The sequence below is a fragment of the Acidovorax sp. YS12 genome, assembly GCA_021496925.1.
Classification (GTDB): Bacteria; Pseudomonadota; Gammaproteobacteria; order Burkholderiales; family Burkholderiaceae_C; genus Paenacidovorax.
The window spans coordinates 3,339,861-3,362,057 of the sequence record CP053915.1; the positions used below are offsets into that span (position 1 = coordinate 3,339,861).

19 protein-coding genes and 1 pseudogene are annotated in these 22,197 nt (G+C 64.3%); 13 read left to right on the plus strand and 7 right to left on the minus strand.

Features of this window, described 5'->3' with window-relative positions; all coding sequences use genetic code 11:
• Nucleotides 1-6: 6 nt before the first annotated feature.
• Nucleotides 7-141, minus strand: a complete 135-nt coding sequence (rpmH, locus tag YS110_15085) for a 50S ribosomal protein L34 (protein ID UJB65986.1) — start codon at nucleotides 139-141, stop codon at nucleotides 7-9.
• A 369-nt stretch (nucleotides 142-510) separates the two neighbouring features.
• Between rpmH and dnaA the strand changes: the two genes are divergently transcribed.
• The 11 genes and pseudogenes from dnaA (at nucleotide 511) to YS110_15140 (ending at nucleotide 15,517) form a co-directional block, all read left to right on the plus strand.
• Nucleotides 511-1,890, plus strand: coding sequence for a chromosomal replication initiator protein DnaA (dnaA, locus tag YS110_15090; GenBank protein ID UJB67470.1), 1,380 nt, complete (start codon nucleotides 511-513; stop codon nucleotides 1,888-1,890).
• Between the two features lie 69 nt (nucleotides 1,891-1,959).
• A complete protein-coding gene (locus YS110_15095) occupies nucleotides 1,960-3,066 on the plus strand; it encodes a DNA polymerase III subunit beta (GenBank protein UJB65987.1) in 1,107 nt (368 codons plus the stop codon).
• Nucleotides 3,067-3,140: 74 nt separating this feature from the next.
• Nucleotides 3,141-5,702 (plus strand): DNA topoisomerase (ATP-hydrolyzing) subunit B, encoded by a 2,562-nt coding sequence (gyrB, locus tag YS110_15100; GenBank protein UJB65988.1) that lies wholly within the window; start codon nucleotides 3,141-3,143, stop codon nucleotides 5,700-5,702.
• Between the two features lie 27 nt (nucleotides 5,703-5,729).
• Nucleotides 5,730-6,323 (plus strand): NAD(P)H-dependent oxidoreductase, encoded by a 594-nt coding sequence (locus YS110_15105; GenBank protein ID UJB65989.1) that lies wholly within the window; start codon nucleotides 5,730-5,732, stop codon nucleotides 6,321-6,323.
• 140 nt (nucleotides 6,324-6,463) lie between these two features.
• A pseudogene (locus YS110_15110) lies at nucleotides 6,464-6,681 on the plus strand (GNAT family N-acetyltransferase).
• A 343-nt stretch (nucleotides 6,682-7,024) separates the two neighbouring features.
• Nucleotides 7,025-7,945: a DUF4007 family protein gene (locus YS110_15115; protein ID UJB65990.1), complete on the plus strand. Its 921-nt coding sequence runs from the start codon at nucleotides 7,025-7,027 to the stop codon at nucleotides 7,943-7,945.
• 532 nt (nucleotides 7,946-8,477) lie between these two features.
• Nucleotides 8,478-11,288: an ATP-binding protein gene (locus tag YS110_15120; protein UJB67471.1), complete on the plus strand. Its 2,811-nt coding sequence runs from the start codon at nucleotides 8,478-8,480 to the stop codon at nucleotides 11,286-11,288.
• The gene (locus YS110_15125; protein ID UJB65991.1) at nucleotides 11,281-12,123 is read left to right on the plus strand and encodes a phosphoadenosine phosphosulfate reductase family protein; all 843 of its coding nucleotides are present in this window, start codon (nucleotides 11,281-11,283) and stop codon (nucleotides 12,121-12,123) included. Before YS110_15120 ends, YS110_15125 begins: the two co-directional genes overlap by 8 nt.
• Complete coding sequence (locus YS110_15130; protein UJB65992.1) at nucleotides 12,120-12,770, plus strand: GIY-YIG nuclease family protein; 651 nt, start codon at nucleotides 12,120-12,122, stop codon at nucleotides 12,768-12,770. Before YS110_15125 ends, YS110_15130 begins: the two co-directional genes overlap by 4 nt.
• A gap of 1 nt (nucleotide 12,771) precedes the next feature.
• The gene (locus YS110_15135) at nucleotides 12,772-15,030 is read left to right on the plus strand and encodes a hypothetical protein (protein UJB65993.1); all 2,259 of its coding nucleotides are present in this window, start codon (nucleotides 12,772-12,774) and stop codon (nucleotides 15,028-15,030) included.
• A gap of 157 nt (nucleotides 15,031-15,187) precedes the next feature.
• Nucleotides 15,188-15,517, plus strand: coding sequence for a hypothetical protein (locus tag YS110_15140; GenBank protein ID UJB65994.1), 330 nt, complete (start codon nucleotides 15,188-15,190; stop codon nucleotides 15,515-15,517).
• Here the strand turns inward: YS110_15140 and YS110_15145 are convergent.
• Complete coding sequence (locus YS110_15145; protein ID UJB65995.1) at nucleotides 15,514-16,284, minus strand: phosphatase PAP2 family protein; 771 nt, start codon at nucleotides 16,282-16,284, stop codon at nucleotides 15,514-15,516. The genes YS110_15140 and YS110_15145 overlap by 4 nt on opposite strands.
• A 61-nt stretch (nucleotides 16,285-16,345) precedes the next feature.
• Nucleotides 16,346-17,692, minus strand: coding sequence for a D-amino acid dehydrogenase (locus YS110_15150; GenBank protein UJB65996.1), 1,347 nt, complete (start codon nucleotides 17,690-17,692; stop codon nucleotides 16,346-16,348).
• 78 nt (nucleotides 17,693-17,770) lie between these two features.
• Here YS110_15150 and YS110_15155 point away from each other — a divergent pair, with 78 nt between their 5' ends.
• Nucleotides 17,771-18,685, plus strand: a complete 915-nt coding sequence (locus YS110_15155) for a LysR family transcriptional regulator ArgP (GenBank protein UJB65997.1) — start codon at nucleotides 17,771-17,773, stop codon at nucleotides 18,683-18,685.
• A gap of 36 nt (nucleotides 18,686-18,721) precedes the next feature.
• On the opposite strand, the gene YS110_15160 is transcribed toward YS110_15155, so the two are convergent.
• From YS110_15160 to YS110_15170, 3 genes are all read right to left on the minus strand, one after another.
• Nucleotides 18,722-19,948, minus strand: a complete 1,227-nt coding sequence (locus tag YS110_15160; GenBank protein UJB65998.1) for a hypothetical protein — start codon at nucleotides 19,946-19,948, stop codon at nucleotides 18,722-18,724.
• Nucleotides 19,949-20,027: 79 nt separating this feature from the next.
• A complete protein-coding gene (locus YS110_15165) occupies nucleotides 20,028-20,684 on the minus strand; it encodes a cyclic nucleotide-binding domain-containing protein (protein ID UJB67472.1) in 657 nt (218 codons plus the stop codon).
• Between the two features lie 339 nt (nucleotides 20,685-21,023).
• The gene (locus YS110_15170) at nucleotides 21,024-21,290 is read right to left on the minus strand and encodes a midcut-by-XrtH protein (GenBank protein ID UJB65999.1); all 267 of its coding nucleotides are present in this window, start codon (nucleotides 21,288-21,290) and stop codon (nucleotides 21,024-21,026) included.
• A 110-nt stretch (nucleotides 21,291-21,400) separates the two neighbouring features.
• On the opposite strand from YS110_15170, the gene YS110_15175 reads away from it, so the two are divergent.
• The gene (locus tag YS110_15175; GenBank protein UJB66000.1) at nucleotides 21,401-21,640 is read left to right on the plus strand and encodes a hypothetical protein; all 240 of its coding nucleotides are present in this window, start codon (nucleotides 21,401-21,403) and stop codon (nucleotides 21,638-21,640) included.
• Here YS110_15175 and YS110_15180 read toward each other — a convergent pair.
• The gene (locus YS110_15180) at nucleotides 21,613-22,182 is read right to left on the minus strand and encodes a midcut-by-XrtH protein (GenBank protein UJB66001.1); all 570 of its coding nucleotides are present in this window, start codon (nucleotides 22,180-22,182) and stop codon (nucleotides 21,613-21,615) included. The genes YS110_15175 and YS110_15180 overlap by 28 nt on opposite strands.
• Nucleotides 22,183-22,197: the final 15 nt, after the last annotated feature.

Here is a 22,197-nt window from a genome sequence, read left to right on the forward strand (position 1 = left end):
CGGCCATCAGACGGCCAGACGCTTGCGGCCCTTGGCGCGGCGCGCGTTGATCACGGCGCGGCCGCCGCGGGTCTTCATGCGCACCAGGAAACCGTGGGTGCGGGCGCGGCGGGTCTTGGAGGGTTGGTAAGTACGTTTCATGGTGTGGTTCCTTGAGGGTTCAGTTCCTGGCCGGCCCCGGCGCCGCCCTGGCGGTGTAATTCGTCAGGCGCCGGGCGGCCTGCGCAGCCTGTTCAGCCGCACGGCCCGCCAGGCGCAAAAACGATGGCCGGGTCATATCACCCTGAACACATTCAGGGAAACCCGCGATTGTCGCAGCGTCATCCCCGTATTGCAATACCCCCACAACCCGCCCGAGCCGGAAAATGGGCCGCCGCGGTTTGTGGATAAGTTCTTGAAAAGCTACAATCCGGCGCCTTGTCCGTTCCTCCTATCCACAATAAGAACACCTTTGCCATGACCGAGGAACTCCTCCCCGACCCCCACGCTGCCGACGCTGGCGATGCCGCCATGGGGCTGTGGGTGGCCTGCGTCGAGCAGCTGGCGCAAGACCTGCCCGAGCAGCAGTTCAACACCTGGATCAAGCCCCTCACGGCGCAGGTGGCCCCCGACTTTTCCAAGGTCACCCTGCAGGTGGCCAACCGCTTCAAGCTCGACTGGATCCGCGCGCAGTACGCCGGCCGCATCGCCGCCATCCTGGAGGGCCTGTACGGCCAGGCCGTGGCCGTGGAGTTAGTCATCGCTCAGCGCGCGAGCGTTGCCAGGACTTACGTACGCCCCGCCGCGGTGCCGCCGCCCGGCGATGCCGCGCCCGCCGCCGAGAGCCCCGCGCCCATGGCTCCGGGGGACGACGGCGCCTCGGGCGCCTTCCGCACCCGGCTCAATCCGGCGCTGACGTTCGAGACCCTGGTGGAAGGCTCGGCCAACCGCATGGCGCGCTCGGCCGCGATGCACGTGGCGGGCTCGCCCGGCCACATGTACAACCCCCTGTTCATCTATGGCGGCGTCGGCCTGGGCAAGACCCACTTGATGCACGCGGTGGGCAACAAGCTGCTGCAGGACCGGCCGGACGCCCGGGTTCTCTACATCCATGCCGAGCAGTTCGTCTCGGATGTGGTCAAGTCGTACCAGCGGCGCACGTTCGACGATTTCAAGGCGCGCTACCACTCGCTCGACCTGCTGCTGATTGACGACGTGCAGTTCTTCGCCAACAAGGACCGCACGCAGGAGGAGTTCTTCAACGCCTTCGAGGCGCTGCTGGCCAAGAAGAGCCACATCGTCATGACCTCGGACACCTACCCGAAGGGCCTGGCCAACATCCACGACCGTCTGGTCTCGCGCTTCGACTCGGGCCTGACGGTGGCGCTGGAGCCGCCCGAGCTGGAAATGCGCGTGGCCATCCTGATCAACAAGGCGCGCGCCGAGCATGCCGAGATGCCCGAGGAGGTGGCCTTCTTCGTCGCCAAGAACGTGCGCTCCAACGTGCGCGAGCTCGAAGGCGCGCTGCGCAAGATCCTGGCCTATTCGCGCTTCAACCAGAAGGAAGTCTCGATCCAGCTCGCGCGCGAGGCGCTGCGCGACCTGCTGTCGATCCAGAACCGCCAGATCAGCGTGGAGAACATCCAGAAGACCGTCGCCGACTACTACAAGATCAAGGTGGCGGACATGTACAGCAAGAAGCGCCCGGCCAGCATCGCGCGGCCGCGCCAGATCGCCATGTACCTGGCCAAGGAGCTGACGCAGAAGAGCCTGCCCGAGATCGGCGAGCTGTTCGGCGGGCGCGACCATACGACGGTGCTGCACGCGGTGCGCAAGATCGCCGCCGAGCGCCAGACCAACACCGAACTGAACCAGCAGCTGCACGTTCTGGAGCAGACGCTCAAAGGCTGACCCTCGCGGCGAGAGGGCACAATGGCAGGCTGTGCATGACCTGCACCGCACCACATACAAGAGGTTGACATGATTGTCCTGAAGGCAACACAAGACAAGGTACTCGCGGTTCTGCAATCGGTATCCGGCATCGTCGAACGCCGCCACACGCTGCCCATCCTGGCCAATGTGCTGATCCGCAAGACGGGCAACGCCCTCCAGCTCACCACGAGCGACCTGGAAATCCAGATCCGCACCACCGCCGAATTGGGCGGCGACGTGGGCGACTTCACCACCACGGTGGGCGCGCGCAAGCTCATCGACATCCTCAAGACCATGCCCGCCGACCAGACGGTGAGCCTGGAGTCGAGCCAGTCCAAGCTCATCCTCAAGGGCGGCAAGAGCCGCTTCACGCTGCAGAGCCTGCCGGCCGAGGACTTCCCGCTGGTGCAGGAGTCGCCCGCCTTCGGCCCGGCGTTCAGCGTGCCGCAGAAGGTGCTCAAGGGCCTGCTGGGCCAGGTGTCGTTCGCCATGGCGGTGCAGGACATCCGCTACTACCTCAACGGCATCCTGTTCGTGGCCGAGGGCAAGACCCTGAGCCTGGTGGCCACCGACGGCCACCGCCTGGCCTTCGCCAGCAGCGAGCTCGACGTGGAGGTGCCCAAGCAGGAAGTCATCCTGCCGCGCAAGACGGTGCTGGAGCTGCAGCGCCTGCTGTCCGACGCCGACGGCGCCATCGAGATGCAGTTCGCCAACAACCAGGCCAAGTTCTGCTTCGGCGGCATGGAGTTCGTCACCAAGCTGGTCGAGGGCAAGTTCCCCGACTACAACCGCGTGATCCCGAAGAACCACCACAACAGCGTGACCCTGGGCCGCGCGCCGCTGCTGGCCAGCCTGCAGCGCACCGCCATCATGACCAGCGACAAGTTCAAGGGCGTGCGCCTGAACATCGAGCCGGGCACGCTGCGCGTGGCGTCGAACAACGCCGAGCAGGAAGAGGCCGTGGACGAACTCGACATCGACTACGGCGGCGACGCGATCGAGATCGGCTTCAACGTCACCTATCTTCTGGACGCGCTGGCGAACATGGGCCAGGAGATGGTGAAGATCGACCTGGCCGACGGCAACAGCTCGGCTCTGGTGACGATTCCCGAGAACGACAGCTTCAAGTACGTGGTCATGCCCATGCGCATCTGACCTGATTTGCTACTGATTCAATAGCTTCCAGCGCTTGTCCCATAAGCGCTGGAGGCCATTTTGGCTATAAATCCATGACCCAAGAGAACACACCCGCCCCCGAGGGCACCGACCCCAGCAGCGGCTACGGCGAGGGCGCGATCCAGATCCTCGAAGGGCTGGAGGCGGTGCGCAAGCGCCCCGGCATGTACATCGGCGACACGTCCGATGGCACCGGCCTGCACCACCTGGTGTTCGAGGTGGTGGACAACTCCATCGACGAAGCCCTGGCCGGGCACTGCGACGACATCGTCGTCACCATCCACACCGACAACTCGATCTCCGTCACCGACAACGGCCGCGGCATTCCCACCGGCGTGAAGATGGACGACAAGCACGAGCCCAAGCGCTCGGCCGCCGAGATCGCGCTGACCGAGCTGCACGCGGGCGGCAAGTTCAACCAGAACAGCTACAAGGTCTCGGGCGGCCTGCACGGCGTGGGCGTCTCGTGCGTGAACGCGCTCAGCAAGTGGCTGCGCCTGACGGTGCGCCGCGATGGCAAGGTGCACCAGATCGAGTTCGCCAAGGGCTTCGTGCAGAACCGGCTGCTGGAGACGGTCGACGGCTTCGAGGTCTCGCCCATGAAGGTGACGGGCGCGACGGAAAAGCGCGGCACCGACGTGCACTTTCTGCCCGATACGGAAATCTTCCAGCAGAACCACGAGTTCCACTACGAGATCCTGGCCAAGCGCCTGCGCGAGCTTTCGTTCCTGAACAACGGCGTGCGCATCCGCCTCAAGGACGAACGCAGCGGCAAGGAAGACGACTTCTCCGGCGCGGGCGGCGTCAAGGGCTTCGTGGAGTTCATCAACGGCACCAAGAAGGTGCTGCACCCCACGGCCTTCCACGCGACCGGAACGCGACCGGCCGAGAGCTACGGCGGCATTCCCGGCACCGAGATCGGCGTCGAAGTCGCCATGCAGTGGAACGACGGCTACAACGAGCAGGTGCTCTGTTTCACCAACAACATCCCGCAGCGCGACGGCGGCACCCACCTGACCGGCCTGCGCGCCGCCATGACGCGCGTGATCGGCAAGTACATCGAGAGCAACGAACTGGCCAAGAAGGCCAAGGTCGAAGTCAGCGGCGACGACATGCGCGAAGGCCTGTGCTGCGTGCTGAGCGTGAAGGTGCCCGAGCCCAAGTTCAGCAGCCAGACCAAGGACAAGCTGGTCAGCAGCGAAGTGCGCGCGCCGGTGGAGGACATCGTCGCCAAGGCGCTGACCGAGTACCTAGAGGAAAAGCCGCAGGATGCCAAGATCCTCTGCGGCAAGATCGTCGAGGCCGCGCGCGCGCGCGAGGCCGCTCGCAAGGCGCGCGAGATGACGCGCCGCAAAGGCGTGCTCGACGGCATGGGCCTGCCCGGCAAGCTGGCCGACTGCCAGGAAAAAGACCCGGCGCTGTGCGAGATCTACATCGTCGAGGGCGACTCCGCAGGCGGCTCCGCCAAGCAGGGGCGCGACCGCAAGTTCCAGGCCATCCTGCCGCTGCGTGGCAAGATCCTGAACGTGGAGAAGGCGCGCTATGAGAAGCTGCTGTCCAGCAACGAAATCGTCACCCTCATCACCGCGCTGGGCACGGGTATCGGCAAGGCAGCGATCGAGTCCGGCAAGAGCGGCGCCGACGACTTCGACGTGGCCAAGCTGCGCTACCACCGCATCATCATCATGACCGACGCCGACGTGGACGGCGCGCACATCCGCACCCTGCTGCTCACGTTCTTCTACCGCCAGATGCCCGACCTCGTTGAGCGCGGCCACATCTACATCGCGCAGCCGCCGCTGTACAAGGTGAAGAACGGCAAGGAAGAGCTGTACCTGAAGGACGGCCCCGCGCTCGACCAGTACCTGCTGCGCATCGCCCTCAACCACGCCAGCGTGCACACCGGCACGGGCCAGACCCTCACCGGCGACACCCTGGCCGAGCTGGCGCGCAAGCACCAGGTGGCCGAGAGCGTGATCGCGCGCCTGTCGGCCTTCATGGACCTGGAGGCCCTGCGCGCCATCGCCGACGGCGTGGCCGTGCAGCTCGACACCGTGGAGCAGGCCGAGGCCAGCGCCATCGCCATGCAGGCCAAGCTGGCCGAACTCTCCGCCACCGGCGTGCCGCCCGAAGTGGCGGGCGAGTTCGACGCGCGCACCGACAAGCCCATCCTGCGCATCAGCCGCCGCCACCACGGCAACGTCAAGAGCAGCATCCTCACGCAGGACTTCGTGCACGGCGCCGACTACGCCGCCTTGGCCGAGGCCGCCGAAACCTTCCGCGGCCTGCTGGGCGAGGGCGCCAAGGTCACGCGCGGCGAGGGCGAGAAGGCCAAGGAAGAAAAAGTGGGCGACTTCCGCCAAGCCATGGCCTGGCTCATCTCCGAAGCCGAGCGCACCACCGCGCGCCAGCGCTACAAGGGCCTGGGCGAAATGAACCCCGAGCAGTTGTGGGAAACCACCATGGACCCCGAGGTGCGCCGCCTCTTGCGCGTGCAGATCGACGACGCCATCGAGGCCGACCGCGTGTTCACCATGCTGATGGGCGACGAGGTGGAGCCGCGCCGCGACTTCATCGAGACCAATGCGCTGCGGGCGGGCAACATTGACGTATGAGGCGTGCAGGCCGCGCTGCAGCCTGCAATGAAAGCCCTCGTTGTCATCGCCCATCCCAGCGGCGATAGCCTGTGCCATGCGCTGGCGCAGTCCGCCGTTACGGCGCTGGCCGCTGGCGGCCATGCGGTGCAAACGGAGGAGCTCTACCACGGCGGTTTCGCTCCCGCCCTCACGGCCGGTGAGCGCCACAGCTACTACGGCCCGCGCTTCGACGCCACTGCGGTGCAGGCGCAAATCGACCGCCTGCTGTGGGCCGAGGCGCTGGTGCTGGTATTCCCCACCTGGTGGTTCGGCTTTCCCGCCATCCTGAAAGGATGGTTCGACCGCGTCTGGGCGCCGGGCGTGGCCTACGACCATGCCAGCGACCTGGGCCCCATCCGGCCCCGGCTTCACCACCTCCGAAGAACGCTGGCCGTCACCACGCTGGGTTCGCCGTGGTGGGTGGACCGTTTGGTGCTCCGGCAGCCCGTGAAGCGCGTGCTGAAGACGGCGCTGCTCGGCACCTGCGCACCGGCCTGCCGCCTGGAGATGCTGTCGCTGTACCAGGCCGAGCGCCTGGCCCCGGCCCAGGTCCGGCAGTTCAGCGCCCGCATAGAGCGCACGATTGCCCGGTGGCCATAGCGCAATCTGCCGCTCGGCGAAAAGTATCCAAATACCCACACTGAGCCAGCAGCGCACGCAGAAATACATCGCGCCCGCCAGCAGCACCCTGCTTGGCTGCTGCTGGCTTCGCGCCGTGCGCCGCTGATGTTGAGCGGCCTGGGTTTGCCGACTTGCAGGCCTGCTACATCGACCAGTTCTTCGTGGTCCCGGCCTTTGCCGGCAGGGCGTGGCCCGCGCGCTCATGGCGCACCTGCATGCGCAGGCTGCGCAGCGCAGCATCGCGCGGTTGTCGGCGCACGTGAGCCTGGTGGCAGAACCCTGCTTCGCCGTCCAGGGCTTTGCCGTGGAGGCCCGCTGGGAAGTAGGGCGCACAGGCGCGCATGTCTACATCGGTTTTGCTATCAAATATGTAGCTACTTGCGCTTGCTGCATAAGGCCTAAGCCGGAAAATATTTCAAGTATTGAGAGCACCGATGCCGCCACCGCAATGAGAACTGCTTGCGCCAAGGCACTGCAAGAATGTGCCAACAGAGGCTCTCAACAAAAGCTTAATTCGCTACATGCCTGAACTTAGTGATGCTGTATAAAATCACATGCTCAAGTCGTAGTCGGCATCTTGCCTACGAGCGGTTGCCCGGCGAGGCAGAGGGCGATTTGTGGAACGCTCAACGGAGTCAACCTGATCGGGCTGGCGATATCGTCCAGTTAAACTACTTCAAATGATTCAGCTACCTACCGAAGCTCCACCGCAGTTCAGTGGGCACGAGACCTTCCCCTTGCGTCAGCTATGGCTTCGCAAGGCCTATGACGCCGTGACGCAGTTTGATGAACCCGCACCTCGATCCGTCTTTGCAGACGAAGTCGCCATCGTTCGCTTCGGGGTAGGCAAGAACATGGCTATGTCCATCCGCTTTTGGGCTACCGCCTGTGGGATTATCGAAGACGAGGGCGGATATGTGCCGACCCGCCTCGGCAATCTGCTTTTTAATAAAGAAACCGGGCTTGATAAGTATTGTGAGTGCACAGCCACCACATGGCTGATGCATTGGCAGGTCGCTAGCACGCACGAGAAGACCACAACATGGTGGTTTCTGTTCAACCACGTTGTACAACAAATCTTCGACCGCGAGTTCATCGTCAACTCACTTACCGGATTGGTGACCGAGCACAAGCTTCGCATCTCCATGGCCACACTTAAGCGGGACGTGGAGTGCTGTATCCGCAGCTATGTGCCGCGCCTCGGCGGCGACTCGCCCGAAGAGATGAGCGAACCGTTACTCGGGGAACTCGGGCTTATTCAGCAGAATGCGAAGGGCACGTTTGAGTTTCGACGTGGATCGAAGCGTTCCCTGCCTGATGGTATCTTCGCCTATGCACTGTTGGACTATTGGGAGCGCCTGCCCCACGCAGGGTCTGTCATGGCATTCGACCGCGTGGCCTATGACTACGGCTCGCCCGGTCGAGTATTCAAGCTCGACGAAAACGCAGTAGCAGACAGATTAATGGCTTTAGAGGATTTGACGAGGGGGCAAATCCAGTGGACGGAACAAGCGGGCATTCGACAGGTTACGAGAAAAGAATCCGCGCTGAAGAGCCTGACGGAATACAAATATAAGCTGCTTGAAAGTGCCTATGCGTAAGCAGACTCAACTCGTAGGCGCCGAGAAATTGATGCTTTCTGACGTCGTCACTATTTCCCGTCAGTTTCTCCGCTCAGTTCGCATCGATACGGACATTGGACGAGAAGACGCACTCTCTGGCTATATCTGCCAAGGTACGGCGATCTCTCTATTGGAAAGCATGGCCCACCAGATCACAGAGACCCGCCAGCGAGCGTTCACTTGGACTGGCCCCTACGGGGGAGGGAAGTCCTCCCTGGCGCTAATGCTGTGTTCGCTGGTCGGTGCCCAAACTGAGATCCGCACGAAAGCAAAGCAGTTACTCGGACTGCCCGAGGGTAGTCTCGTTCACAAGGTATTTGAGGCAAAGGGTGATGGCTGGCTGGTCGTGCCTGTCGTTGGGAAGCGTGCCGACGTAGCCCATGAATTGAGTGCTGCTTTGGCAAAGGCCAAGAGCCTGCCCGCAAGTCGCAAGAAGCAACCCGATGTCGTTGGTGAACTTGTCGAAGCGGCAGAACGCCATCCCCAAGGAGTTTTGGTCGTCATCGACGAATTGGGCAAGCTACTTGAGGCATCCGCTCAAGACGGCGGAGATATCTACTTCTTCCAAGAACTGGCGGAGGCGGCGAGCCGTTGTTCAGGCAAGCTTGTTATCGTCGGAATCCTGCATCAGGCTTTTGATGCTTATGCCTCGCGCCTTGGCAGGCAGTCCCGCGACGAGTGGGCCAAGGTGCAAGGCCGTTTCGTGGATATTCCGCTCGTCGCGGCTACTGACGAGGTCATCGAACTGGTCGGTAAAGCGATTAACGTGGAGAATCCACCGCCCCTCGGGGAGGCATCGAAGTTTGCGGACAGGATTGCCACTACCATCCGAACTCGGCGTCCTGGCACACCTGTAACGCTGGCGGATTCTTTACGAGCCTGCTGGCCGCTGCACCCGGTCACGGCTGCGTTGTTGGGACCCATCTCGCGACGCCGATTCGGGCAAAACGAGCGCAGCACGTTCGGCTTTCTTGCCTCTCGCGAGCCACTGGGCTTTGTCGAGTTCCTCAATGGCTATGAGGCGCAGTGGTTCCGCATGTATGGTCCCGCGCTCTATTGGGACTACTTGCGGGCCAACCTCGACCCGGCCATCGTCGCCTCTCCCGACGGACATCGTTGGGCTCAATGTTGCGACGCGGTTGAGCGCGCAGAAGCGAAAGGTACTGCCGTCCACGTTCAGTTGACCAAGACCATTGCGCTGATCGAGATGTTCCGCAACGGCTCCGGCTTGGTCGCGGAGGAGTCGATTCTGGTGGTCTCGACCCCGGGTGTGGACGGGCTACAGATTCGCAAGGCGCTTGAGGAGTTGTCCGAATGGAAGATCCTTATTGAACGGAAGCACCTTGGAGCCTGGGGCATCTTCGCCGGTTCAGACTTCGATATCGAAGGTGCCATCAATCTGGCGCGAGGAGAGATTGGCGAACCTGACCTCGAGCACATCTCTACGCTTAGTGACCTTCAGCCTGTTCTAGCCAAGCGCACTTATCAGACAACCGGGACCATGCGGTGGTTCACGCGCGGTATCGTTCGTCTGGAAGACATCGAAAAGATCGTCGAGAAGTTCTCGCTCAAGGGCGCGAGCGCAGGTGCTTTCCTCTTGTGTCTTCCCCCGCTCGGCCAGTCGGTCAAATCTGCCGAACACCGTGTGCGTTACGCCAGCAAGAACACGGCGGTTGAAACACTGCTGCTCGGCACACCCAATAACGCGGAGCGCATCATTGAACTGAGCCTTGAGCTGGCGGCTTCTGAGCGAGTGATGAAGACCAGCCCCGAACTGCATGGGGACTCTGTTGCACGTCGAGAAGTTGTCGGTCGTATTGAGGCTGTGCGTGCCGCGCTTGAAGAGGAACTGGCGGACGCTTTCGAACTCTCGAAATGGTATAGCCATGGCACGGCTATTGAGGCCAAAGGGAATACGATCCTTTCGGTCATCGCCTCCGACATTGTCGAGCAGGTCTACGACAAGGCCCCGCACATCTTCAGCGAGCTCATCAACCGAGAGGATCCGTCGAGCAATTCTGTCAAGGCTCGCAAGGATCTGATGAATCGCATGGCGAGTCATGCCCACCTTCCTAAGCTAGGTTATGAAGGCTTTTCCGCAGACGCGGGCCTGTACTACACAGTGCTGAACGATTCTGGCCTGCATTGCGCTCGCGGTCATGACGGTTGGGGCTTTGGTGGGCCGAACTTAAACGCCCGAGGCAGAACCTACGAATCCTTTTGGTGGAGAACCAATGTCGGGCTACTGACTGAAGGAAAATCACTCACCCTAAAGGAACTTTATGCCGCTTGGGCGATGCCGCCGTTTGGCATCCGGTCAGGGGTCATGCCGATCTTGTCGCTCGCGTTCTACCTGGCCAATCGGTCATCGCTAGCGCTGTACGTTAACGGCGCCTTCACACCTGATTTGACTGATGCAGTTGTCGATGAGTGGACGCTGGATCCAAGCCGCATTCGCTTCCAGCACGTAGAAGCTTCGAAGGACAAGGCCAAGTTAGTTGATGCGTTGGCGAAAACTGTCTCTGGCCGGTCGAAATCGGAGGTCGGTGCCGCGCCTTTGGATGTGGCCCGCGGATTGGTCGGGCTTGTCGTTGGACTTCCTGGCTGGACGAAGCGCACGACGACCGTCTCGTCGCAGGCGCAACAGGTTCGCGCAATGTTGCTGAAAGCGAGCGATCCGTTACGCGTTCTGTTCTCGGACTTGCCAACGTTGCTTGAGGCACAAGACCCGGCGACCTTGAACTCCCGTCTTCAGGCCGTGACCGATGAACTGTCGGGCGCTTACCACCGTATGCTGTATGGCGTACACGCGCATCTTCTCGGCGCGCTCGACCACACGGGGCGGTCGCTGGACGATTTGCGCAAACGTGCGGCCACAGTGAAGGGAATGACAGGGGATTTCAAGCTGGATGCTTTCGCCACACGGCTTGAGAGCTACGACGAGACCGACGAAACTGCCGAATCGCTCATCAGCCTCGCTGTCGACAAACCCCAAGCAGCATGGGTGGATCGCGACATTGATGCAGCGATGGCAAAACTCGCCGAGTGGGCAGTGGACTTCCGCAAGGCAGAGACGATGGCACCTCTCCGGGGCCGACCGTCAACACGCCGCGTGATCGGCGTTGTTTTTGGAGCAAGCCACGGGCAGGACGCCACTGGCTTCGTTGATATCGCTGACACAGATACCCCCGCAATTGACCGATTGGTGAAACAGTTTCTGGCCGAAGCCCAAGGCGAACGCAGGGAGGTCATCTTGGCCGCCCTGGCGGAAACCGGTGCCATGCTGGTCAAGCAACAGGTTAAGGAGCACAAGAATGGCTGAACGTCATGTCCTGGGTCTATCCGGCGGCAAGGACAGTGCGGCGCTGGCCGTGTACATGAGCCTGAACCATCCTGAGATTCCTCTGGAGTATTACTTCACCGACACCGGCAAAGAGCTGCCGGAGGTCTACGAGTTCCTGGGGAGGCTTGAGGGGTTCGTCGGTCGCAAGATTCACTACCTCAATCCGCACCGCGACTTCGACTTCTGGCTTCGAACTTACAACAACTATCTTCCGTCACCGAAAACTCGTTGGTGCACAAGGAAGTTGAAGCTAGAGCCCTTCAAGATGTGGATTCGACCATCCCTGGAGGCGGGCGACACCGTCTACAGCTACGTAGCCATCCGCGCCGACGAAGAGCACCGTGAAGGTATGGTCGCTCAACATAAGAACCTCATCGTCAAGATGCCGTTCCGTGAGCACGGCATCGACAAGCCAGGCATATTTGAGCTTCTCGAAGGTTCTGGTCTTGGCCTGCCGAAGTATTACGACTGGCGGTCGCGCTCAGGATGCACTTTTTGCTTTTTCCAGCAAAAGATTGAATGGGTGCGTTTGAGAGAAAACCATCCAGAAGCTTTTGAGGCTGCCAAGGCCTACGAAAAGAACGCCCTTGAGCATGGGTCGCCATTTACCTGGAGCCAGGGCGAGCCGTTGACAGACCTGGAGAAGCCCGAGCGAGTGGCCGAAATCATGACCGATTTCGAGATTCGCAAGCAGCGCGAGCTGGCTCGCCGCAAACCCAATCCGCTCCGCATCATTCCTATCGAGCCGATTGACATTGATGATCTCTACCTCGAAGACGAGGGCGGCGGTGCCTGCCTCGTTTGCCACAAATGAAAGCTCCCGCAGGCCGCTCCCTTACTTGGTCGGAGATTGATTTGGCACCCGAAACGCCAGGGATCTACGCTTGGTACTCCCGTCTTGTCATCTCGAAGGCGGACATTGACGCGGTCATCAAGCGCATCTATGAGGCGAAGCGGCAAGGTGAAGCACAGTCGCGGGCTGAGGTTGAATACGCGCTCGACCAATTCATCTTCAGTCCATATCGGGAGACTCCGTACCAGGTTGCCTTGCGCGGGCAACTGAAGCCGAAGTTCAGCGGTGAAGTCATGCATGAACCCAGCAAGTCCGAGTCGCTCGTGGGTCGGCTGGTGTCGAACCCTGATCGCTTCCGAACCGTCGCCGAAGTGCTGAAGACTGCTGCACCTTGGTTTACGGCACCCCTCTACATTGGCATGGCTATCAACCTTCGTAGCCGACTGAGGCAACATCGGAACAAAATCGTCGAACTGCGGGATTTGCAGGGGCAAGGCTCCATCGACGACGTTATCGAGGCCGGGTTCGCCAACCAGGTTGTTGCTCGGAATTTCGACCCAACCAATTTGTTCGTGCATATTGCCGAAGTCAATGTTGACACCGGCGAGCACAACGACCTCGAGAACATTCTCAATCGAATCAACTACCCCATCTTTGGGAGGAACTGATATGGCAACGCTGATCAGCGGCGGCAAAAGTGCGCTCGACGTACACCTGAATGGAACCATCGGGACGTTCCGGGTGAGTTCCGACGACGGGAAGTCGGCCGGCGTGGAAGTCCGATACCTCCTGACGCACGTCACGCTCTCCGAAAAGGCGGGGCAGGCGCAATTGCTGAACATGCTGGCTCCAGTCAGAGAGGTATTTGACTTGAAGCAGCTTGGCTTCGACGAAATCATGCAAAGGGACATCGACGATGCCCGGGTTTCCTTGGAGCTGATTCCCTATCTGCTGGACACCTCCACGTCCGGCCTCATCAAGCTCTTCCCGCCCATCGTCGCCGTTGCACTGCCGCTAAAACCGAACAGCCGCGTCCCCGACATCAACTACCGCAAGGTAGAGCGCACGGAAGTCGAGTCGTCGGAACACCCTGGCGTCAAGGATCACCGCATCACCGCCGGCGCGGTGGGCGAAGAGCAGTTCGAGTTCTTCCAGCACTACCGTAACGGTGCCCCTCTGCCAGAGGGGGCTCAACTGAGGCTGGCCCGGGACAACTGCACATTGGCCATCGTCGATGGACAGCACCGTGCGATGGCGCTGCTTGCACTGTATCGGAACTTGACTGGCGGATGGTCGGATGCCAAACGCAGTCCATACGAGGGCTATTACAAGGTCTGGCCCGAAAAGGAAATCCGTTCCTACAACCTGAATGAGCTACAGCTTCCGGTTCTGATCTGCACCTTCCCCCAGCTTGATGGGACGATGTCGCAAGACATTGACGTAGTGAGGGCTGCACGCAGGGTATTCCTGACCCTTAACAAAACCGCGAAGAAGGTCTCTGACTCTCGCAACAAGCTGCTCAACGACCAAGACATCGTCGCCGAATGCCTTCGGACGACGCTGTCACACATCAAGGCGCTTGATGTCAAGGATGACACCGGTCTGCGTATCTGGAACGTCGAACTCGATCAAGAAGGCGACCGAGTCAAGATCGTTAGCGATGCAGCCTTTAGCGGTGTCAGTCACCTGTATCACCTGACCGAGCAACTACTCATGAATGTCCATGCGCGAGGGATTGAGGCTCGCCCCAAGGTGGGAGCTCCCCGCAAGCGGCTGGATGAAGCGTATGAGCGACTGGGACTGAAGGATGAACTGACCACTGATCAACGTTCGGTGAACACCCGAACGAACTACTCCGACGAAATTGCGGACGTCTTCAAGAAGCGGTGGGAAGCGTTGTACGTCCCCATTATCGACCGCGTTTTCGGCAAGCTCCATCCATACGCTGCTTTCGCTCGCGCGACCATCAATTTGAACCAGGAACTCGTCGGTAAGCGAGATGCTGAACTCGAAAAGATGCTATTCGATGGTCAGGCCACGTCGCGCACGTTCGACGACTTTCGCGAAGGGCTGAACCGCCGCGTTCAAGACAAGGAACCCAATTGGACGACTCCTGAAATCAAGGAGACGCTCGCTCGGGTCAATGGGTTGATGACAAGCCGGAAGGCGATGGTCGAATCCATGAAAGCGACCAGGGCGTTGTTTCTGCTGGACTCTATGTCCGGTCCGGCAAAGAAAGAGGTCATTATCGAGGGGGTCGTTGCGAAACCAGTGCGGGACGCCATCGACCGCATGTTTAGCGATGTATTCTCAACGGTCGCTTTCCAGACGGCGGTGGTATGCACATATGCCGAAGCCATCCAGATCGCGTTCGGTAGCGTACAGCATTCAACGCTTAAGCTGCTTGATGAGTACATCGAGGCCGTCAATGATTTGCTGAGGCCGAAGAATATTAGCAATCTGAAGGCACTGCTGCATACCTTCGAAGGTGCATTGGTAACTGAGCCCGAAATCAAGTTGACCAGCGGCGGACCAACTTTCCGCAATATCGTTTTGCCCGGCGAATTGCAGCCCGCAGAATGGCCAAAATATCGCTATCTCTTGTTGGAACTCTGGAAACCAAGCGCTACTGAATTGAAAGTCGTCGTAGATGGCGACCGGATCCGCGCCCGGTCGACAGTGGCGCACTCGCTTTACCGTCGCCGGCTTGCGAGGTACTGTGAGGACAACCGTATCGACGAAACAAGCCTCACGCTCGAAATAAAAACTGAAATCCTAACCAGGGCGAAGGCGATGTATGAGGAATTCCTTACGACAATCGCTGGGAAAAAGGTGACGTTGGATAAGTCACTTTTCGAACAGTCTTCGGTGGGTACGGAAATTTCCACCGGCGATGTAGGTGAGGACGAAGCAGCCACAGACGAATAGTTCGATTGACGGAGAATGCACATCTTCGCTTACTTGCCTGGGCCTACTTTTGGGCAACGCGCATTGCATTGTTGAAACCTTCTATTTGAAGCGCTGAAAACGCCGATGCCCGCGAGCACGTTGCTCACTACGCCGCTGTGCGCCCCACATTCTGCTGGTGGAAAACGAACGCTGCCTGCACCAGTTGCCCCAACCGCTGGCGGATACCATTGCTGTGCTGGGCAGCGGTCTGGATCTGAACTGGCTGGCCGCGCGTTGCCACCTGCCCGGCCTGCACGCGCTGCTGATGGATCGCGCCACGTTCGATGCCCACCAGCACCTGGCCGTGGCTGAGCCGGTACAGGCCCCCGCGCCGCCGCCTGGTCTGCTGTTGCCGGAAGAGGCAGCGCTGGATCAGCACCTGCGCGCGCTGGAGCGGGAGCGGCTGGAGCAGGAATTCCTGCCTGCAGCGTACACTTGCCGCGCGTTTCGCGCCGGGCTGCCCTAAAGCTGGCGCCGCTGCGCATGGCGCAGCCCCAGGATGCACAGCCCCAGCCACACCGATCCGCTGGCCAGCCCGGCCAGCACGTCGCTGGCGTAGTGCACCTGCAGCAGCACCCGGCTGCACGCGCCCGTCCAGGCCAGCCAGGCGGCGCCGAGCAGGGCGGGCATGTGCCAGGCCGGCGGCGCCAGGCGCAGCGCCACGTAGGCCAGCATGCCGTAGGCCGCCAGCGTGCCCGAGGCGTGGCCGCTGGGAAAGCTGTAGCCGGTTTCGTTGACGATGCCATGCAGGTGCGGCGGGCGCGCGCGCTCGAACAGGTGCTTGAGCCCCTTGTTCAGCAACGCGTTGCCCACCACCGCCGCCACCCAGGCCAGGGCCAGCAGGCGCTCGCGCCGCCACAGCAGCCAGGCACCCACGGCGGCCACCAGCGCCACCACCACGGGCGGGTTGCCGGCCCAGGTGGGCACGGTGGCCCAGTGCAGCAGCGTGGTGCTGGCCTGCGCCTGCAGCGTGCGGGCCAGGGCGGCGTCGAAGTGGGTGATGCCGGCGCCTGCCGCCACCTGCGTGGCCAGCAGCGTGAACAGGGCCAGGGCGGGCAGGGCGCAGCACAGGGCCCAATGGCGCGCGCCCAGGGTGCGGCGCTGGCGCCACCGGGCGCCCAGCCAGCCGGCCAGGGCGAGCGCCAGGGCCAGGCCCAGCAGCCACAGCACCAGGGCGTGCTGGCCTGCGGCGGCGCCCAGGGCGCTGGCGGTGTCGGAAAAGCGAGGATCCATGGCGGCCGTTGTGTCTTGCTCGGGCCGCGATGGTAATGCGCCCCGGGGCGCTGGCCCGTGTTCAGGCCGCCACGGGCTCGGTGTGGCGGCGCTGGCGCCCTTCGCCCAGGAAGTCGAAGGCCATGGCCGGGCGCTCGCCGCTGATCAGCTCGGCCATGGCCTTGCCCGAGCCGGCGCCGTGCGTCCAGCCCAGCGTGCCGTGGCCGGCGTTGACCCACAGCCGGCCCACGCGCGTGCGGCCGATGAAAGGGATGTTGGTCGGCGTGGCCGGGCGCAGGCCGGTCCAGTACTGCGGGTCGCCGCCTTCCTCGGGCGTGCGCGTGTCGCACACGCCGGGCAGGATGGTTTCGATGCGGCGCGACAGCATGTGGCAGCGCGCGCGCGCCAGGGGGCTGTCCAGCGTCAGGTCCCAGCCGTTGAGCTCGATGGTGCCGGCCACGCGCAGGACGTTGCCCAGGCGGCTCATGGCGATCTTCTTGCCGTCGTCGATGGCCGAGACCATGGGCGCGGCCTCGGGGCGCAGCAGCGGGAAGGTGGCGCTGTAGCCCTTGCCCGGGTAGATGGGCAGATCCACGCCCACGCTGCGCAGCAGCGGCGCGCTGTAGCTGCCGCAGGCCACCACCACGGCGTCGGCCTGGAGGTTCTGGGTTTTGGGGTCTTTTTGGCCTCCAGCGCTTTCCTGGCAAGCGCGAACAGCTACCGATTCGATAGCGCCACCGGCCTGGTTCAGGCGCACGATGTCATGGCTCCAGAGGAACTGCGCGCCGCGCTCGGCGCAGCGGCGTGCCAGCTGCTGCGTGAACACGCGCGCATCGCCGCTCTCGTCGGTGCTGGTGTAGGTGCCGCCGGTGATGTGCGCGCCATAGGCCTGGAACGCGGGCTCGATCTGGAACAGCTCCTCGCGGCTCACCAGGCGGCGCTGCACGCCGTAGCGGCGCATCACTTCCACGGCGCGGCCCGCGTCCTCGAACGACTTCTGGTCGGTGTAGAAGTGGGCGATGCCGCGCTCCAGCCGGTGGTATTCGATGCCCGTGGCGCGCACCACGTCCTTGAGCGCGGCGTGGCTGTAGGCGCCCAGCGCCACGAGCTGCGCCACGTTGCGCTCGAACGCCGCGTCGTTGCACTGCGCCAGGAACTGCAGGCACCAGCGCCATTGCTGCGGATCCAGCTGCGGGCGAAACAGCAGCGGCGCTTCCTTGTCGAACATCCACTTGAGCGCCTTCCACGGCGCCTCGCGGTTGGCCCAGGGCTCGCAGTAGCTCACCGAGATCTGCGCCGCGTTGGCGAAGCTGGTCTCCTGCGCCGCATCGCCCTGGCGATCGACGACGATGACTTCGTGGCCGCGCTCCAACAGGTGCCACGCGGTGCTGATGCCGATGATGCCGGCGCCGAGGACGATGGTTTTCATGCCGCGCAGTGTGCGCCGCGTTGCGCTTTTTCAAAAGCAAAATTAAACTCTTTGGCAAATCATCAGATGTATTAATAAATGAGTGCCTACGATCCCGCCGCGCTGGAGTGCCTTGCCGCCATCGTCGAGGAGGGCGGCTTCGAGCGCGCGGCGCAGCGCCTGAACGTCACCCAGTCCGCCGTGTCGCAGCGCCTGCGCGCGCTGGAGGCGCAGGTCGGCTCGGTGCTCATCGTGCGCACGCGCCCGCTGCGGCCCACCAACGCGGGGCAACTGCTGCTCAAGCACACCAAGCAGCTGCGCCTGCTGCGCGCCGACCTGGAGCGCGACCTGCAGGAGCTGGCGCCCAGCGCCCCGGGCGCCACGCGCGAGGACGAGCGCATCGCCATCGCCATCAACGCCGACAGCATCGCCACCTGGGCGCTCGACGCGCTGGGCGACCTGGTGCGCCAGCGCCTGCCGCTGGAGATCATTGCCGACGACCAGGACTTCACCCAGGAATGGCTGCGCTCGGGCCAGGTGCTGGGCTGCGTCACCACGCTGGCGCAGGCGCTGCGCGGCTGCAAGGTGGTGCCGCTGGGCGCCATGCGCTATGTCGCCGTGGCCGAGCGCGGCTACGCCGCGCAGCACCTGCCGCAGGGGCTGACGGCGCACAACTTCCGCAGCGTGCCGTTCCTCTCGTTCAACCGCAAGGACGACATGCCGGCGGAATTCATCGCGCGTGGCTTCGGCCTCAAGCGCGTGGCGCTGCACCACGTCTACGTGCCCAGCTCCGAAGGCCAGGTGCGCGCCGTGCTGGCGGGCTGGGGCGCGGGCGTGGTGCCCGAGCTGCTGGCGCGCGCGGCGCTGGCCGACGGGCGCCTGGTGGACCTGGCGCCCGGGCGCTGGCTGCCGATCCAGCTCTACTGGCACTGCTGGAACCTGGAGTCGGCCGTGCTGGACGCGCTCACCGCCGCGTTGAAGGCGGCGGCGCGCGGCGCGCTGGACGAAGGGTGATGGCCGCGCCGCCGTGGCGCGGCGCGCGGCACACCCTCAGCCGCCCGCGCCCAGCCAGCGCAGCAGCGCGGCAATCACCAGCGCGTTGGCCGTGTCGGGGAACAGCGACGCCGCCAGCGTGAACGCCAGCATGGCGCGCGGCGCATCGCCATAGGCGGTTTGCAGCCGCCGCATCACCGCCAGGCCGATCGGCATGGCCCCGATGCCGAAGCCGATGAAGCCGCCGCAGGCCACCGCGCCTTCGTGCCCGCGCCCGAACAGCACATAGACCAGCCCGATGCCGATGGCGCAGGTGATCGCCGCCTGCACCAGCGCGCCGGACAGCAGCAGCGGCAGGTGTTCGGCCAGCTCCGCCCAGTCCAGCGTGAGCATCGCCATCGCCAGGAACACGCGCAGCGCCACCGTGCCCACGAGGTCGCTGGCCTGCGTGTCGAACGGGCGGCGCAGCAGGTCGGCGGCGTTGGTCAGCGCCACGGCGGCGAGCAGCACCACGAGGAACGTGGGCACCTGCCAGCCCGCCGCGTGGCCCAGCCACGCCGTCAGACCTGGCCCCGCCGCCACGCACACCAGCAGCCCCAGCAGCGGGGGCAGCCAGCGGTCGGACGAGAACGGCGCGCCGCGCACGGGCGCGGCGGCGTCGTGGGCGTCGGGCATGGTGTCCTGGCCTCCTGCCCGCGCTGCGGGCGCGGGGTGCGTGGCGCTCGCCGCCTGCCCGCGCATCAGCCACGCTGCCACCGGCCCGGCCAGCAGGCTGCCCAGCACCAGCCCCAGCGTGGCGCCACCCAGCCCCACCTCCAGCGCGCCCGCCACCGGCACGGCGCTGGCCCAGGCCGTGGCCGTGCCGTGCCCGCCGATGTAGGCCGCGCTGCCCACGAACAGCCCCAGCGCCGCAGGCTGGCCGAACGCCTTGGCCAGCAGCAGCCCCGCGGCGTTCTGCGCCACGATCGCCAGCAGCACGGCCAGGCAGATCACCAGCGCGCCCTTGCCCGCCTTCGCCAGTCGCCCCAGGTGCGCGCCAAAGCCCAGCGAGGCGAAGAACACCAGCAGCAGCACGCCGCGCGGCTCCGGGGCCAGCCGCACGTCGGCCACCCCGCCCGCGCGCAGCAGCGTCAGCAGCACCGACAGCAGCAGCCCTGCCGACACCGAGGGCGGAATGTTGGCGCGCTCCAGCGCCGGCCAGACGCGGTGCAGGCGCATGCCCAGCAAGATGGTCGCCACGGCGGCCGCCAGCGTCCAGGCCGAATCGAGGTGGAAAGTGCTCATGGGGGCGAGACTACCGCATGGCGGGGCCTGGCCTTGCCGCGCGCGGCCGGGCGCTGCTGGCGGCCTGGAGTGCTCGGTGCTATGACGCCGGGCGCGGCTGGCTGGCCGCCAGGCTGGCGCTCACGGCGCGCAGGCGCTGCGACAGCTTGCGTGCCAGCAGGGCCGCGAGGCTGGCGGCCAGGCGCGGCTCGTGGACCAGCATCTCGTCCATGGCCGGGGCGTCGAGCACGGCCAGCTCGCAGTCGGCCAGCGTGGTGCAGGCCGAGTGGCGCAGGCCGCCGTCGAGCAGCGACATTTCGCCCATGATGTCGCCGGGGCGCAACTGCGCCAGGTGCAGGCACTCACCCCAGGGCTGGGTGCGGTTGACCGACATGTCGCCCGCGAGCAGCACGGCCATGAAGTCGCCGCGCTCGTCCTGGCGGATGACTTCGCACTGCGGGCCCACGCGCACCAGGGAGAAGAAACGCACCATGTGCTGCACGGCGTCGGCGTCGAGCAGCGCCATGTGCCGGTTGCCGGCCCACAGCGCCTGGAGCCGCGCGGCCACGCCGTCGGCGGGCAGGCGGCGCGCGCCGATCTCCACCGCGCGCGCCTCCCAGGGCGCGAAGGGCGCGTTGCCCTGCGCGTCCGGGTTGGTGAAGGCCGCGCTGAACAAGACCGAGTCGCCGCCTTCTGGCGCGCCATGGGGCGCATGGGGGTCGGCGGCGGGCCGCAGAGGGCGCAGCAGGTGGCGCAAGGGGGTGTTCACAAGTCCTCCGTTTCTCGCCGGGGATTCCTGGCAGGTATGAAGGGCGAAAGTCTAGGCGTCCCTGGCACGGGTGTCCATCGCGCAAATGGGTGAGGCGCCAGTTTGTGCATGCATGCGATGTCGCGTGACTGCTCGCGTTGCGTGTTGCCTCGTTCGGTTGGCAGACGGCGCAGTCCACAGTGCATGAAACCTGTGCACCCCAAGCGCTGGTCGCCTTGCCGGGGCCGCTCCGCCTCGCCGGGCTGGCGGCGCCCCCTCTCGGAGTGCGCAGCGTGCAGAGCGAGGGGGCAAGGCGCTGAAGGCAACCCGGGCGGTGTTTCATTGCGATCACTGGGGGGTGCTCAAGCCCATGGAGCAGGTGGCGTCAGGCTGCAGCACCATGCCCGGCTTGCAGGTGTCTGCGTCGTCTGGGTCCAGCAGGCGGTAGCCTCGGATGTCGGTCGTGCGGATCTGCTGGGGCTTGCCCGATGTGTTGTGCAAGGTGTGGCGGTAGTAGTAATCGCCCCAGTCCAGCGCGGCCTGCCACAGCAGTTGCGCCGTACCACCGCCCGGTTGGTCGAGTGCCGCGGTGTCATCGTCGGCGCTGACACTCATGCCGATTTGCGCCAAGGCCAGCCTGTACAAGCACTTCGCTGGCAAGGACGATCTGTGCACCGCCGCGATGCTGCGCGCGGTGGAGCGCCTGCGCACCCTACCAGGCGGCCATGCGCGAGGTGCAGGCCCGCGCGCTCGGCTGGATCGCCGAGGCCCAGGCCGCGGGCCATCTGCGGTGTGACCTGCCGGCCGAGGTGGCGCTGTGCGTGCTGCTGGCGCGCTCGGCTGACCCGCTTCCGGGCCTGCTGCGCGAGCGCGGCCACGCGGACGCGCAGATCATCGACTGGGCCATGGATACCTGCCTGCAGAGTCTGGCCACCGCTCAGTGCGGCTTGCTCACCAGCAGATAGCAGCTTTCCCCCGCCGGCAGCACCAGTCCGGCCGTGCAGCGCGGCGTGTCCATGGGCGCCCGGTCGGTGTGGCCCGGCGTGAGGGCGATGCCCGTGATGCGCAGCGGCCGGCCGGTGGTGTTGCCTACCTCGTATCCGCACATGAAGTCGGCGAAGTGGCTGTCCAGCGCGGCGCAATAGGGGATGTCCGCCGTTCCTCCGGCGGGGTTGTCCAGCAGCACGTCGCCGGGTGCCGTGGGCTGCGCCTCCACCTGGCCGCTCCAGCCTGCCGCCAGCAGCAGCGCGGCGGCCAGCAGCCCCGGCCCGGCCAGCGCCAGGCAGGCCAGGCGGCCGCGCGCCGCGCGCCAGGCCAGCGGCGCCAGCAGCAGTGAAAGCAGCAGCACGCCCCACTGCGTCAGCGTGGGCACCGGCTGCGCGGCCGCCAGGCCGGCATAGGTGATGGCGCCCACCGGGGGCTGCGCCTGGGCCCAGGCGGCGGGCGTGCAGGCGGCACTGGCCAGCAAGGCGGCCGTGGAGCGAAGGGTGTAGAGAGTCCGTTTCATGACAGGTCCTAGGTA

What these genes read in the sequence shown, in the direction of transcription:
- YS110_15095 (UJB65987.1), top strand. Translation starts at nt 1,960, where the DNA reads ATGATTGTCCTGAAGGCAACACAAGACAAGGTACTCGCGGTTCTGCAA.
- YS110_15175 (UJB66000.1), top strand. Translation starts at nt 21,401, where the DNA reads ATGCGCGAGGTGCAGGCCCGCGCGCTCGGCTGGATCGCCGAGGCCCAG.
- gyrB (UJB65988.1), top strand. Translation starts at nt 3,141, where the DNA reads ATGACCCAAGAGAACACACCCGCCCCCGAGGGCACCGACCCCAGCAGC.
- YS110_15105 (UJB65989.1), top strand. Translation starts at nt 5,730, where the DNA reads ATGAAAGCCCTCGTTGTCATCGCCCATCCCAGCGGCGATAGCCTGTGC.
- YS110_15160 (UJB65998.1), bottom strand. Translation starts at nt 19,948, where the DNA reads ATGAGCACTTTCCACCTCGATTCGGCCTGGACGCTGGCGGCCGCCGTG.
- YS110_15130 (UJB65992.1), top strand. Translation starts at nt 12,120, where the DNA reads ATGAAAGCTCCCGCAGGCCGCTCCCTTACTTGGTCGGAGATTGATTTG.
- YS110_15180 (UJB66001.1), bottom strand. Translation starts at nt 22,182, where the DNA reads ATGAAACGGACTCTCTACACCCTTCGCTCCACGGCCGCCTTGCTGGCC.
- YS110_15170 (UJB65999.1), bottom strand. Translation starts at nt 21,290, where the DNA reads ATGAGTGTCAGCGCCGACGATGACACCGCGGCACTCGACCAACCGGGC.
- rpmH (UJB65986.1), bottom strand. Translation starts at nt 141, where the DNA reads ATGAAACGTACTTACCAACCCTCCAAGACCCGCCGCGCCCGCACCCAC.
- YS110_15135 (UJB65993.1), top strand. Translation starts at nt 12,772, where the DNA reads ATGGCAACGCTGATCAGCGGCGGCAAAAGTGCGCTCGACGTACACCTG.
- YS110_15115 (UJB65990.1), top strand. Translation starts at nt 7,025, where the DNA reads ATGATTCAGCTACCTACCGAAGCTCCACCGCAGTTCAGTGGGCACGAG.
- dnaA (UJB67470.1), top strand. Translation starts at nt 511, where the DNA reads ATGGGGCTGTGGGTGGCCTGCGTCGAGCAGCTGGCGCAAGACCTGCCC.
- YS110_15150 (UJB65996.1), bottom strand. Translation starts at nt 17,692, where the DNA reads ATGAAAACCATCGTCCTCGGCGCCGGCATCATCGGCATCAGCACCGCG.
- YS110_15125 (UJB65991.1), top strand. Translation starts at nt 11,281, where the DNA reads ATGGCTGAACGTCATGTCCTGGGTCTATCCGGCGGCAAGGACAGTGCG.
- YS110_15145 (UJB65995.1), bottom strand. Translation starts at nt 16,284, where the DNA reads ATGGATCCTCGCTTTTCCGACACCGCCAGCGCCCTGGGCGCCGCCGCA.
- YS110_15155 (UJB65997.1), top strand. Translation starts at nt 17,771, where the DNA reads ATGAGTGCCTACGATCCCGCCGCGCTGGAGTGCCTTGCCGCCATCGTC.